Genomic DNA, 12,826 nt, shown 5'->3' with positions numbered 1-12,826 from the left:
ACAGCAGGTGCCGTGCCGTTGCCATTACAGTTGCCCGAAGTGGCATCATGTTGGAAATGGGCCGAGCCGCAGTTTTCCTCAGCATTGGCCGAGATCCGGGACCACCAGGCCCGTCTTGCGGAGTCCCTCAACGCGCCGGTCAAAATCCTCGGGGTTGCGGAACGGAAGGATGCGGCGGCGGCGCTCGACGGAGAAATCGGGGTTGATCTGGAGCGCCTTCTCCCATGCCCGTCGGCCCTCCTCCGACCGGCCGAGGTGACCGTAGCATGATGCAAGCAGGGCATAGGCGGTTTCCGATTGGGCGTTTTGTTGGAGCCGCTGCTCGATCGCGACGATCGCTTGCTCATATTCACCGAGAGAAAAGCGCGCATCGGCGAGAAATTGGAAAAGAATTTCCGGATGGTGCGGGTCAAGCCGAATTGATGCATCGAGTGTTTCCAAGGCGCCTTCGGGATCGCCGGAGAATATCTGGATATGGGCCATCAGCATCAGGAGCGCGGCGGAGTTGGGCGACAGCGCGAGGCCCCGCAGCACTTCCGCCCGCGCCCGATCCAGTTCGCGGTTCCACATGCAAGCCATGCCCAGTGCGAAGTGGCTATTGGGCTGTTCTTCGGCCATTTCCACCGTCTGCTGCGCGAGGTTGAGCCCGATCTGCAGCGAGGCCTCCGGGTCGGTGCTCCAGGCGTTGACGTAGTCGAGCACATGGGTGAAGGAAATGAGTGCCTGGGCTGCCGCATAGTCCGGATCGATGGCGATAGCGTCTGCCGCCAGGCTGCGGGCGGCTCTATTGCCGGTTCGGGTATGGGCCGACGCCTGCTCACGGCCACGCAATAACAACTCGTAAGCGCCGACATCGACTGGGCGCCCCTTTGCCAAGCGGTCCTGGTCGCCATGCGCGAGGTTCAGCTTGAGGGCTGTTACGATCTCCTGGGTCAGTTCGTCCTGAACCGCAAAAATATCGGTGAGCTCGCGATCGAAACGGCTGGCCCAGATATGTCCGCCATTGCTGGCGTCGATCAGTTGGGCGGTGACACGCACGCGGTTGCCGGCCTTGCGCACGCTGCCTTCCAGCACATAGCGGACGCCGAGCGCCTTGGCCATCTCAGGCACGGAGGCTGTCACATTCTTGTAGACGAAGGACGAGTTGCGGGCGATCACGTGCAATTCGGAGAGCTTCGAGAGGTCGGTGATGATGTCCTCGCTGATGCCGTCGGAGAAATATTCCTGCTCGGCGTCGCCGCTCATATTGTTGAACGCCAGGACGGCGATCGAGGGCTTGTCAGGAACGGCCGCTGCCGGAGGTGGTTTCGCCGCGGGCGGCTCTCCCGGCTGCCGTGCCGGGGCCGGCTGCGGGGCGGTTCCGACCTGAAGCAAATAGGCCTGCATCGGCTCAGCAATATTCTTGAGCTGGATTGGGCCGAGATCGGTCACGGCGAGATCAAGCCGTGCTCTCACCTGGCGGTAGGCATCTTCGGAGAGACAAATGGCGCCGGGCTTGGCGACGGCCTCCAACCGCGCGGCGATATTGACGCCGTCGCCCATCAGATCGCCGTCATTCTCCTCGACCACATCACCCAGATGGATCCCGACCCGGAACTCGATTCGATGCTCGGGAGACACGCCGATATTGCGCTCGACCATGGCGGTTTGCACCTCGATCGCGCAGCGCACGGCATCGACGACGCTGCGGAACTCGATGAGGCTTCCGTCTCCGGTGCGCTTGACGACGCGGCCGTTGTGCACGGCGATGGTCGGATCGACCAGGTCGCTGCGCAATGTTCTCAGCCGCGCCAGGATGCGATCCTCGTCCGCACCGGCGAGGCGGCTGTAGCCGACCACATCCGCGACCAGGATCGCCGCCAGTTTTCGCGTCACGCCCGTAACCTCAGTTACTCGTCGGACCAAAATAGCACAGTGTGACCGGCAGCGTCGCCAAATCCGATGGTCTTGGCCGAGGAGCGGACCGGTGGCCAGGCTAATCCCCGTTTTTCAGAGAGAAGGCAAAGACGTAGTCGCCGGCGTCGGGCGAATATGGTGCGCCGCCAACCGATATCAGGACATATTGCTTGCCTGTTTTCGGCGAGACATAGGTCATGGGCGTCGCGCTCGCGCCGACCGGCAGGGGATATTTCCAGAGCTCGGTACCGTTCTCGGCATCATAGGCGCGGATATAATAGTCCTGGAAGCCGGCGAAGAAGACGACGCCGCCGGCGGTCGCCGACGTGCCGGCGTAACTCGGCAGGCCCATCGGCATCGGCAGTTTGGTTTTGATCTTGAACGGCCCGAGCTCCTCGGCGGTCCCGGCCGGGACCTGCCAGGCGATCTTACGGGTGGTCAGATCCACGGCAGTAATCGTGCCGAAGGGCGGTTGCGTGCAGGGTACGCGCAGTCTCGAGGTCCACATCTCAGTCGCCATGCCGTAAGGCGTACCACGCTGCGGGGCGGAGGGGCCGTGTGCCGTCGTCGTGAGGGCAAAATCGACGTAGTCCTGGCGCGGAATGAGCGCGAAGAGGCTGGGCACGCGAATATCATTCATGAAGACGCGGTTGTTGGGCAAATCGACCGATACGCTGCCCCAGTTGAGGCCACCCAGATTTCCCGGCTGCTGGATTGCATATTGCGTGCCGATCGGGGTGAAATCGCCGTCGTAGCGCATCTTCCGAAAGGCGATGCGGCAGGCCAGCTGATCGAACATCGTCAGGCCCCAGGCCGTCTGTTCCGTCACGCGCTCCGCACCGACTGTCGGCATGCCGACGGAATAGGGCTGTGTCGGAGACAGCTTCTCCTCCGGCGCGCCGCCGTGCTGCGGCACCGGCTTTTCCTGAACCTCGGCAAGCGGTGCGCCGGTCTGACGGTTGAGCAGGAAAAGCTGCCCGCGTTTGGTGGTCTGCAGCAGAGCAGGCACGGTGGCGCCATTGGCATCAGTCAGGTCGACCAGCACCGGTTGAGCCGGGAGGTCATAGTCCCAGATGTCGTGATGCACGGTCTGGAACTTCCATTTCTCCCGTCCCGTCGTGACATCGAGCGCTACCAATGTGGCATTGTATTGGTCGGCGAAAGCAGGGCGATTGACGCCGTAATAATCTGGGGTGGTATTGCCGAGCGGTGCATAGATCAGGCCAAGCCTGTCGTCGAATGCGGCCGTCGTCCACATATTGGGCGTGGCCCGCGTATAGGTCTGGCCCTCTGGCGGAAGTTTGGTGATCTCGGGATTGCCGAGGTCCCATGCCCATTCGAGCGCGCCGGTGACGACATTGAACGCGCGGATGACGCCCGAGGGTTCGCCAACCTCCTGATTGTCCATGACCCAGCCTCCGACGACGATCAGATTGCGGGCGATCAGCGGCGCCGACGTCTGGAAATAATAGCCTGATTTGACTTCACCCATACCCTGGGAAAGCAGCACGGTGCCATCGTCGCCGAAGCCCTTGCAGGGCGCGCCGGTCTTGCTGTCGATCTCCAGGAGCCGGGCATCGATCGTTGTCTGCACCAGGCGTTCGTTGCAAAGGCCATCGGCGGATTGGGCCTCCTGCGGCAGCTTGTAATAACCGAGGCCGCGGCAACGCTGCCAATAGGGCGCTGATGCCTTGGGGTCGAAAGTCCAGCGGGGTTTGCCGGTATCCGCATCAAGTGCTGCGATCACATCTGTCGGTGTGCAGGTGTAGACCGTATCGCCGATCTGCAGAGGCGTGTTCTGGTCGGCGCCGTCACTTTTCCCGGTGCGATATGTCCAGGCGAGATCGAGCTTGGCAACATTGCCCCGGTCGATCTGGTCGAATGGGGAATAGCGATCGCCTGCCGTGCTGCGCCCATATGATGTCCAGTCGGAGGGTGCGTTGTCGCCCTTGGCGATCTTGTAGGCGGGGATGTCGGCGGAGGGATGGATGATCCCATGCGGTACGAAGCTGAGACCGAAACCCGCGGCAAAGACGAGTGCACTCACCAAGGCGCCGCCATAGAAGAGCTTCCGGTCGGCGGTTGGTGAAAGCGACGGCGCGAACAGAAGTGCAAAGCCCGCCAGCGCGACGGGGGACATCAAACGTGCAAAAAGTGCCCAAAAATTGAGACCCGACTCCCATAGCGCCCAGGGAAGGGTGAGGACGACAACAGCCAGGACGATGAGGCTGCCAGACGTCTTCCGGCGCCACAGCAGGAGTGCGGCCACCAGATAGGCAAGCCCGACGATCGCGTAGTAGGGCGAGCCGCCGAGGCTGAGCAGCCAGGCGCCGCCGCCGATCAGCCCTGATCCGATAAGCGCGAGAACAATATAGAACAGGGTGGCCAGAAATTTCATAGTTTCCTCATCCAATCCGCTGCCCGATTGCCTGGATCCCATTCCGACCGTCGCATGGCGCCTCGGGAAGCACAGGGCCATTGGCTTGACGGTCAGCTATCTCGTCTTCGGGAGAGGCGTGCTCTCTCGTTCAATTTCTTCCTGATGTACCTGTGGTCACTGACACGCGGTGCCGATCCGGCAATGGTGTCGCAGCCGCTCTGTGACAACAGAGCGCCATTCCAAACTGCGTCAATACTTCTGAAAGGGGCACAGATGTTTCTCGGCGAAAAGCTTGATCTAGCAAACGGGCGACCGACAGGATTCGACTACATGCGATTACTGTTAGCCTTTTCAGTGCTTTGGATCCATACGGCCCGCGTCACCTACGGCGATGACCTTTTTCTCTGGGAGTCATCCTTCCGTCCTGTCATCAAGTCAGTGCTGCCCATGTTCTTTGTCCTGAGCGGCTTCCTGGTGGCTGGCAGTCTTGAACGATCGAAGACATTGATCTCCTTTCTCGGGAACCGATTTATCCGGATCTACCCCGCGCTTGCGGTGGAGGTATTGCTGGCAGCCTTTATACTCGGAGCGATCTATACGGAGTATGACCTGCGTGACTACTTCACCGATCCTCAGTTCTTTACCTACCTGCTGAACGTCACCGGGCACATTCACTTCAATCTTCCCGGGGTATTCCTGGATAATCCTGATGCCGCGATGGTCAACGGGCAGCTCTGGACGGTGCCCTTCGAGCTTGAGTGCTATGCCGTGATCGCCGTGCTCTTTCTGCTCGGCGTGGTCAGGCGGCGGGTGATCGCCCTTATCGCAACGCCGGCTTTGATCATCGCTTTCGGTATCGCAAGGTATTGGAAACATGAAAGTGATTGGGCGACGATGCCCACCACCGCGTCGGGCAATCTGCTTATTTGTGCGTTTCTCGTGGGCGTGACCTTTTATCTCTACAAAGACAAGGTGCTGTGGGATGTAAGACTTTTCCTCGCGTCGGTGGCCGTGATCCTGTGGGCCTACTGGTTCACCTCCTTCGGGGACTTCATTGCCATTCCGGCCATGGGATATGCCACGGTCTTCCTCGGTCTGACCTCACCCCGCAAGCTTAGCGTTCTCAGGGGGGCCGACTACTCCTACGGCGTCTTCCTCTATGGCTATCCCATCCAACAGGCGTTCGTGGCGCTCGGGCCGTGGGCGCATAACTGGCTGTTGAATGGCATTGTCTGCAGCATCGTTGCCACTTGCTTTGCTGCCTTCTCGTGGAGCTTCATCGAAAAGCCGGCGCTGAAATTGCGAAAACAAGTCACCTGGCTTGAAAACCTCAGCCTCCAACGCGGCACGAAACGACAATTGGCCGGGGCGGTTTCGAAATAGGCTTCCGGTTCGGGGCCCAGTACAGCTTGAGGATCAGCAGGGTTCGCCATCGCCGCGAACCCTGCTTTTTATGTGTGGCGATCATCGCGGGTGAACAGCCGGCCCCGTCGTCATGCCGAATTTCGAGCAGGCAGCCGCCAAATTGCCGACACGGTCGAGGTCGCGTGCTTGGCTGGCAAGCGCGGTCTGGGGCGTGGCGAGCGCATATGCGCTCATCCTAAACCTATATGCAGCCTCATCTTTTCCGCAAAGAACGAATATTTGAGTTCGACTGGTGAATGCCGCGCTTGCATCACTGGTTGCTGTATTAATCCCCCAAATGCCGAACTCTTCCCGGCCGCGATAGCTGCGAATTTCTTGGTTTTTGACGTAGAGCGCCCTTGCTGAATGAATAGTCGAATATTCTACAGCGTGGGTTCGTTCGACTTGTTAGGGCGGTCTTAGCAATATTTTAACGGTAACCGATAAAATACTTTAATCGGACCTCGTTTCGACTTCAGGTTTGGTCATGCCTTCAGGGCTGACGGCGGCTTGAAGGAGGTGTGAAGAGAGGAGCAGATTAATGCTGAACAGCACCCTCATCGTGGTTGCAGTCTCCGTCGTCGCCGGAGCGACAATTCGCGCCTGGGCCTTTGCAACATTCGCATTTCTGCTGGTCGCCGCCTGGGGTGTCGTGATCCTGCTGAACGGCTCTCCCTTCGCGGAGGCGAGCGTTTCTTGCCTCGAACTGCTGGCATTGATGGAAATATGTTATCTGGCGGGGCTATTCGCCTTCTCATTGTGGGCGCATATGCAAAAACGCCGGAAGAGGAATTCCATCGCCCGGCGCCCGCATGTGACCGGCAAGCGTCCTCACGGGTAAAGCAATGGCTGGCGCCTGGATAGAACTTTGGCGAGGGTTATCTCGCTATGCCTGGTGTCAGAACGTCATGGGTCTTGCCTGGGCAGCAGGGCATGCCGGGAAAGCAGGGCGAACACTGTTTTTGCGATGATGACGAAATCCCGCGCGAGCGTCCATTTCGCGAGATAGTCGACATCGAGGGAAACTCTATTTTGATAGCTGACGCCCTTGCACCCGCTGCTCTGCCAGTGACCAGTCAGGCCTGGACGGACGGACAAATAGGCATCGGCATGTTCACCGTAACGCGGTAGCTCTTCTTTGGTAATCGCCTGGGGCCCGACGAGGCTCATGTGGCCAAGCAACACGTTGATCAATTGCGGAAGCTTCTCAAGGCTTGACCGCTCCAATATATCGCCGATCACCGTCACCTGCCCGGTCACCGCGGCGGCGGATCTCACTGTCCGAAATTTGAGGCAATCAAACTCTTTTCCCTTATAGCCGATCCGACGACGGGAATTGAAAACAGCCCCCCCGTCACTTAACGGGACAATGACGGCCACCGATAAAAGGAGCGGCGACAGAAGCAATAAGAGACTTGCCGCAATGAGGATATCCAGCGCACGCTTCAGAATTCTGCTGATCGTATGGGATTGCGACGAGTTGAAAGGATGCCTGTCCTGCCGGGCTCCGGCAAAGTCCCGCCGAGGTTGGGTTACGTTGATGCGCTGATTTTTTCCCGCCATCCGCGTCTCCGTTAGACAAATCCCAGAAATCACAGCCAAAGCTTGTTTTAATCCAAGTTTGATGTCTGTGACCGAGGTCATAATCGTGAATAATTTATTTATATCCCAAAGAAAGTCTTGTGAATACTTAAAACAGTTATTTATTTACGGACGGTACATCTTAAATATTAATTACATCTATTTTTGTTTGTCATTTATCCTCGATGTTTCTTGATTTATTCTATCGGCAAGCAATTGCCGTTAATTGTATAAAAAGTGTCACATAGCTTCTGAAATTTCATTCCAATAGAATTCAATAGCAATTTTAAGATATTCAAATATGAGTGTTTGTCATATTTATGTATAGTTTTAACACGAAATTTTTATATTATTATTATTTGACTTTCTAATTTAACCCACTACGAATGTTTCCGGCAGCAATAAACCCAATTAGTCTGCGTGGAGTTACTCGTAATGGACGGGATGATTGACATCCGAGGCGGCAGGACTAGAGGAAGCGCTCCGCAAACGGGCGAAGCGGTTACTTGTGGACCTGCAGATAATGAATACGGCCGCCGGGCGGATTTGGATCACGAGTTTCCGTTTTGCCGCACGAGTGTTCGAAAATTTCGCCGCGGTGAGGTTATTGCCGGCGCTGGTGTCCTCATCGATATGTTCGCCCGCGTCCATCGCGGAATGATCAATGCAAGCACCCCGCTTGCCGATGGACGGGAGTTTATCGTGGAGATCATTCCGAAAGGCGGCTTGATCGGCGAATTGGAGGTGCTGCGCAAGCAATCTCTCAGCCTGGAATATCGGGCCTCGTCGGACTGCGAACTTCATTATTTCGACGGCCGGTTGCTGCGGGACCTGTGTGCGAACGATCCGCAATTCCAGGTGAAGGTCCTGTCGAAGGCGCTGGCGCGTGTTTCCGAACTCGAGCTGAGGATCATTTCCAACGCCGGATCGAATTTGCGGCAGAGATTGGCACGGACGTTACTGCGTCTTTCTGCCTTGTACCGAACGGATGCGCAGAACAACGGCGATGAACTGATCATCTCGCAACATGACCTGGCCGCGACGCTGCCGGCCTCGCGTGAAAAGGTCAACCAGTGCCTGCGGCGCCTGCGCGAGAGCAAAGTGGTCGACGGGACGCAAGGCAAAATCCGTATTCTCAATCGGAAAGCGCTTGAAGCCTATGCCGAGGGTGAGACGTCCCTCGCCTGAGTTTTGCTCCGCAAAATAAATGAGGGAACAGCGGAAAATTCTGACAATCCCCTTAACCCAAGCGGTTGCAAGCGTCAGACCTCGCTCTCCGACGCATTCCTCCAGTATTTCCACCCTTCACCCTGGATGAGCCCGTGATCGGAGAGGTCCTTCCAGCTTCTGTAAGTGCCCGTATCGTCATAGACGAAGTCGTCCATGTCCTTGCTCGAGGAATATACGGTATATTCCTCCGTGTGCTGGGATCGGTGCGCCGCGTCGGCAACCTTGTGCACGAAGGTCGACAGGAACTTGAAATGCAGAAGTGCGCCGGACACTCCGAGCGCTCCGTGCATGTCGCCCAGATTGAGAGAGAGCGGCCAGACCTGGTGTGATGACTTGAGAAAAAGACGTTCACCCTTGATATAGACGAGCGGGATCTTGTTGAGCGCGGGGCCGTCCCAGAGCCGGTCGTGGAAATAAACGCGCCCGCGAACGCCGCCCTTGATCCATATCGTCCAGTTGCGTTTGTCGAAATGCGCGACATAGCCGGATCGGTCGAAGAGATTGCAGACCTCAAGCGGATTGCGGCCGGGCTCGCATATGTTTTCAAGAACGGGATGCGGGCTGTACATGTCGATCATGACAGAGCGCAGCGAATGGCCGCCGGTGGAATCGATATAGGCGGTCAACTGATCGATCGGCCGTGTGTCGCAATGCGGATAGACCAGAAACTCGTCTGCATCGACATAGAGGACCCATTTCTCCCGGCAGTGCCGGTTGATGACTTCGTTGATCCAGTCGTTTCCGAATCTCGCCGCCTTGTAGGAGCCGTGAGCCGAAAGAAGGGAGACATCATCGAAGCTGGACAGCAATTCCACCGTGCCATCGGTCGAGCCGTTGTCGATGCAGATGAAGTGCTCGAAGCCGAGATCGCGATAATACTGCAGGAAGAATGCCAGCCGGTGCCCCTCGTCGCGGATGACGCAGATGACGACGTGACGCGCCTGCTTGAGCCCGTCGCGCAGCGCGTCGTAGCGAACCTGCCGAGCCTTGAGCCCCCGGCGCAGGCGGGCTTTTAGGTAATGCGAGATACTGGCGGCGGAGGCGCTATAACTCATATTCTGTCCTGAACATTATCCATTCTGGGATGAATGGATGAATAGTTGCGCGTCCGCCGGCAATCACGGCTCGACCGGCAATCCCGACATCGCTCACGCGGACAATCCTCAGGTCTGACCAACAACACACCATTATACGGCGTAGTCGCCGCCGACCAGCAAGCTCTGGACCCGTGGATGGGGTCCGTCTTTCTCAATTGCGTGTTCGATGCGGGCTCGTATCGATCGGTATTTATAGAGCATCTTACGGTCGAAGCTTATTCCGCGATACAGCGCGCTGTAAATCGGATGTGCTTTGCGCAGGTCGACGTAGACTTGGCTTTCCCTATCGGTCCAAGGAAAGAAAGTGCCATGCCACGGCTTCGGATGCGCCATATAATGGACAATCGACAAGGAGGACATGTTCACCAGATGAAGGAACTGTTTGGGAAAGTTCCAGCGGTTCGAAACGAGGATGAGCGATGAACCGCAGACATAATTCAATGCGCCCTGATCATGTTTGCCCTCGCAGGCCTCGGGGTTTTTAGCAAAAAGCTCAAGCGCCTCCTGCCCGATCCAGCCGTTGCGATGGAATTTTAGGACCCCTGCGTTGAAATAGTAGCTGCTCTTTCCAGTGTCGAGGAAGTCGTGGATCGCGGTGTAATCGCGCGCCGCGAAAAACCTGCCCTCGGGCACAGTGGCATTTTCCAGCCTCCCGAGATCGCTGACGATCTGCGTATCCCCATCGAGGTAGATGATCTGAGTATAGTTGACAGGCAGGATCTCGCAAAGGACCAGCTTGGCCATGGTGCTGACGCTGATGCGTCCCTGGAAATGCGATCCGTCGAGCTTGCCGAGCGAGTCCTGCAGCGCTTCCGTCGCATCGATCAAGTCGACCCCGCTCGTTGCAAGCAGGGCTTTCAGCTCTTCGAAATTATCGAGATGTTCCGACATGAGGACGCAGACATCGGTTGCGGGGCTTGCGAATTTGCGAGCCTGAAGTGCGGAGAGAATAGTCGGAAATGAATACTCGACATCCGTGACGTAGACGACGCACTGATTGTTCATGTCATCATCCTTCCGATTGTGCGCAATACGAATGAGCCGGCATTGTCGTTCCCGTCGAGGGGACGATTGTGAATTGAGCCGATGGGTCTGTCATATGAAGGCCCCGTTCGGTATATATAGCCGCGTCCAGTCCGGGCGTGGCTGAATCGGATCTGGCCGTCGGCGGCTTATGTGTGTTCATTGTTGAGATATTCACCATGAAGAGTGCCTTGCCTGTCACCAGGCTGTGTTTCGACATCTTGTTTCGCGGTACGACCATCGGTGCCGGGATCCTTGTCGGAATGCAGAGGGAAGGGGGATTGCCATGTTGATCACCACAGTCGTGGCAGTCGCAATTTCGATCGCCGCCGGGGCCTCCATCCGTGCCTGGGCTTTCGCAATTTTTGCATTCCTCGTGGCAATCGGCTTCGGCAGTGTGGCTTTTGCCAATGGGTCTTCCGTGATCGCGGCGATCCTCTCCGGTTTCGCCATCCTCGTGCTCATGGAAATCGGCTATCTGGCAGGTGTGTTCGTGTCGGGGCTTTTGCGCCGCAGTGCCAGGCTGCGGCAAAATAATTCCGTCGCAGACAGTGTCGCGACCACCAGCGAGCGCCAGCAAGGCTGATATTGACCTAGAGTCCTCGGCAGACGGGCTGTTTCCAGCCGCGATCCTTGAAAGATACGACGCGGCCGGCCGGCTCCGGCCCAGCGCGGACACGCCGATGCTGTGATCAGACCAATCCGCGCCGGGGCGGAGTTCGAGCGCGGGCATCATCGTGTCGACACCATCGGCGCTCTCATCAGAGAGGTCGATGTCTCCAGCGGGGGCCGGTTGACAAGCCATCGGGTTGCGCGTCGCGGTGAGATATTGGTTACCGCCAGGCACCCGGCCGCCAGGCCCGCCGTGGTGCTGAACAGAAGGCCGAGATCGGTGCCGCTTCCCGATATCGCCGCCGAGGCGACCTGGCCGATCGATGCCATGACCGCGGCGTTTCCGACTGCGTGCGTCTGCCGATTGCCTGATATGTGCCGGCCGGACGCTCTTACAAGGCTGTACAGGAAGGTGGCGAAGAGAAGAGTGCCTGTTAATCCGACATTGGAAAGCAATGCAGCGATAAAACTCGAGGCGCGAACCGTGCCGAGCCCGGCGCCGAAGGTGGCGGTATCGACGAATGCGATCAATGCCAGCGTATTCCAGGCGGTGCGTTCTTCGCCGGATTGCGATTGCAGCTTGTCCGAGAGCGTGGTGTTCACCAGGCCGACGATGGAATCCCACGCATCGGGGACAAGGCTCAGGGCAACGATGCCGCAAGGGATCAGGAACAGCGTGATCACCAGCAGTGTAACATGCGGGGTCGTGGCCGGGCCGCCGATCAGTCGTTTCAGGCAGAACAGCACGAACATGCAGACAACGAACATGCCGGCAATATAGGCAGTCGTCGACGTGCAGAGGACGATCGTCGGGCCGATGAAAAGCGTTGCAAGTCCCGCCATGCGGCTTTCAACACGCTCCAGCCACAGCATGAGCGTGAAGGAAAAATAAGCCAGTGCGACGGCGCCGTACATGCTCGCTTCCGGAAAGGCGCCGACGATGCGCTTGAAGCCGCTGATCGTTTCGGCCGTATGCATGGTATAATTCGCATTCCTGATGACATCGAGCAGGTAGGACTGACCGGTCAGGAAGGTTCCGATATCAATCAACGCCAGGACAAAACAGACGATCGACGCGACGATCAACTGCTGTGCGATGAAACGGGCATATCCGAGTCTCGCAAGCCCCGAGACGACGGCAAAGCAGGCGAGGTCGCCGAGTAGATAGACGGATTGGCTGAGATTGGACGAACCCGGCGACAGCGGAGCGGCCACTGTCGACATCATGCCCGAGGCGTCTCGTGCCGAGGAGTAGACGAGGGTCGCGCCGGCAAAGATGCGGGGCAGGAAGAAAGACGATGCTACGGAAAACAGGATGTAGGCGGCAAACCAGAAGCCGGGACCCGGATAGGCGAGGCTGGCCAGGGCGGCCTGCGTTTGAGCCGGGCGCAGCAGCGCTGCGACAACGAGAAAGAGTACCAGAAGATGGCTTGGCTGGATGCTGCTGCCGCCGAGCGCCGGCAATTGCAGAGCCGCCGCGGCTCCCAGCAGCGTCGACAGGCAGAGGATCGTAATAGCAAAGCGCGCGCCGTTGACCACGCTGAGCACGCCGAGCAACAGAACGATGAAACCGATCGGTTCTATCGACATGCTTCAGATCCCG

At 58.0% G+C, this 12,826-nt stretch carries 10 protein-coding genes; 4 read left to right on the top strand and 6 right to left on the bottom strand.

The features are described from left to right. Window positions 1-78: 78 nt before the first annotated feature. Entirely contained in the window at window positions 79-1,875 is a 1,797-nt protein-coding gene (locus CO667_RS22315; RefSeq protein ID WP_097620432.1) for an adenylate/guanylate cyclase domain-containing protein, read from the bottom strand. 100 nt (window positions 1,876-1,975) lie between these two features. Then, entirely contained in the window at window positions 1,976-4,294 is a 2,319-nt protein-coding gene (locus CO667_RS22310; protein ID WP_097620431.1) for a membrane-bound PQQ-dependent dehydrogenase, glucose/quinate/shikimate family, read from the bottom strand. Window positions 4,295-4,549: 255 nt separating this feature from the next. Between CO667_RS22310 and CO667_RS22305 the strand changes: the two genes are divergently transcribed. Continuing rightward, entirely contained in the window at window positions 4,550-5,659 is a 1,110-nt protein-coding gene (locus CO667_RS22305; RefSeq protein ID WP_097620515.1) for an acyltransferase, read from the top strand. Window positions 5,660-6,221: 562 nt separating this feature from the next. After that, entirely contained in the window at window positions 6,222-6,521 is a 300-nt protein-coding gene (locus CO667_RS22300) for a hypothetical protein (protein WP_097620430.1), read from the top strand. 65 nt (window positions 6,522-6,586) lie between these two features. Here CO667_RS22300 and CO667_RS22295 read toward each other — a convergent pair whose 3' ends face one another. After that, a complete protein-coding gene (locus CO667_RS22295) occupies window positions 6,587-7,243 on the bottom strand; it encodes a sugar transferase (protein WP_097620429.1) in 657 nt (218 codons plus the stop codon). Window positions 7,244-7,696: 453 nt separating this feature from the next. Between CO667_RS22295 and CO667_RS22290 the strand changes: the two genes are divergently transcribed. Then, window positions 7,697-8,449 (top strand): Crp/Fnr family transcriptional regulator, encoded by a 753-nt coding sequence (locus tag CO667_RS22290; RefSeq protein ID WP_097620428.1) that lies wholly within the window; start codon window positions 7,697-7,699, stop codon window positions 8,447-8,449. Window positions 8,450-8,523: 74 nt separating this feature from the next. Here CO667_RS22290 and CO667_RS22285 read toward each other — a convergent pair whose 3' ends face one another. Together CO667_RS22285 and CO667_RS22280 are read right to left on the bottom strand one after the other, a co-directional pair. Next, window positions 8,524-9,546: a glycosyltransferase family 2 protein gene (locus CO667_RS22285; protein ID WP_097620427.1), complete on the bottom strand. Its 1,023-nt coding sequence runs from the start codon at window positions 9,544-9,546 to the stop codon at window positions 8,524-8,526. 132 nt (window positions 9,547-9,678) lie between these two features. Beyond that, entirely contained in the window at window positions 9,679-10,593 is a 915-nt protein-coding gene (locus CO667_RS22280) for a glycosyltransferase (protein WP_097620426.1), read from the bottom strand. Between the two features lie 304 nt (window positions 10,594-10,897). Here CO667_RS22280 and CO667_RS22275 point away from each other — a divergent pair, with 304 nt between their 5' ends. Continuing rightward, the gene (locus CO667_RS22275; protein ID WP_097620425.1) at window positions 10,898-11,197 is read left to right on the top strand and encodes a hypothetical protein; all 300 of its coding nucleotides are present in this window, start codon (window positions 10,898-10,900) and stop codon (window positions 11,195-11,197) included. A 146-nt stretch (window positions 11,198-11,343) separates the two neighbouring features. Here CO667_RS22275 and CO667_RS22270 read toward each other — a convergent pair whose 3' ends face one another. After that, window positions 11,344-12,813: a hypothetical protein gene (locus CO667_RS22270; RefSeq protein WP_097620424.1), complete on the bottom strand. Its 1,470-nt coding sequence runs from the start codon at window positions 12,811-12,813 to the stop codon at window positions 11,344-11,346. Between the last annotated feature and the right edge of the window lie 13 nt (window positions 12,814-12,826).

The organism is Rhizobium sp. L43 (assembly GCF_002531725.1).
Taxonomy (GTDB): Bacteria; Pseudomonadota; Alphaproteobacteria; order Rhizobiales; family Rhizobiaceae; genus Rhizobium.
Note: the sequence above shows the minus strand (reverse complement) of the source record. Positions and strands in the feature narration are given on the sequence as shown.

Excerpts from the sequence above, each read along its gene's own strand:
- CO667_RS22275 (WP_097620425.1), top strand. The coding sequence starts at position 10,898 with ATGTTGATCACCACAGTCGTGGCAGTCGCAATTTCGATCGCCGCCGGG.
- CO667_RS22300 (WP_097620430.1), top strand. The coding sequence starts at position 6,222 with ATGCTGAACAGCACCCTCATCGTGGTTGCAGTCTCCGTCGTCGCCGGA.
- CO667_RS22290 (WP_097620428.1), top strand. The coding sequence starts at position 7,697 with ATGGACGGGATGATTGACATCCGAGGCGGCAGGACTAGAGGAAGCGCT.
- CO667_RS22285 (WP_097620427.1), bottom strand. The coding sequence starts at position 9,546 with ATGAGTTATAGCGCCTCCGCCGCCAGTATCTCGCATTACCTAAAAGCC.
- CO667_RS22305 (WP_097620515.1), top strand. The coding sequence starts at position 4,550 with ATGTTTCTCGGCGAAAAGCTTGATCTAGCAAACGGGCGACCGACAGGA.
- CO667_RS22280 (WP_097620426.1), bottom strand. The coding sequence starts at position 10,593 with ATGAACAATCAGTGCGTCGTCTACGTCACGGATGTCGAGTATTCATTT.
- CO667_RS22310 (WP_097620431.1), bottom strand. The coding sequence starts at position 4,294 with ATGAAATTTCTGGCCACCCTGTTCTATATTGTTCTCGCGCTTATCGGA.
- CO667_RS22270 (WP_097620424.1), bottom strand. The coding sequence starts at position 12,813 with ATGTCGATAGAACCGATCGGTTTCATCGTTCTGTTGCTCGGCGTGCTC.
- CO667_RS22295 (WP_097620429.1), bottom strand. The coding sequence starts at position 7,243 with ATGGCGGGAAAAAATCAGCGCATCAACGTAACCCAACCTCGGCGGGAC.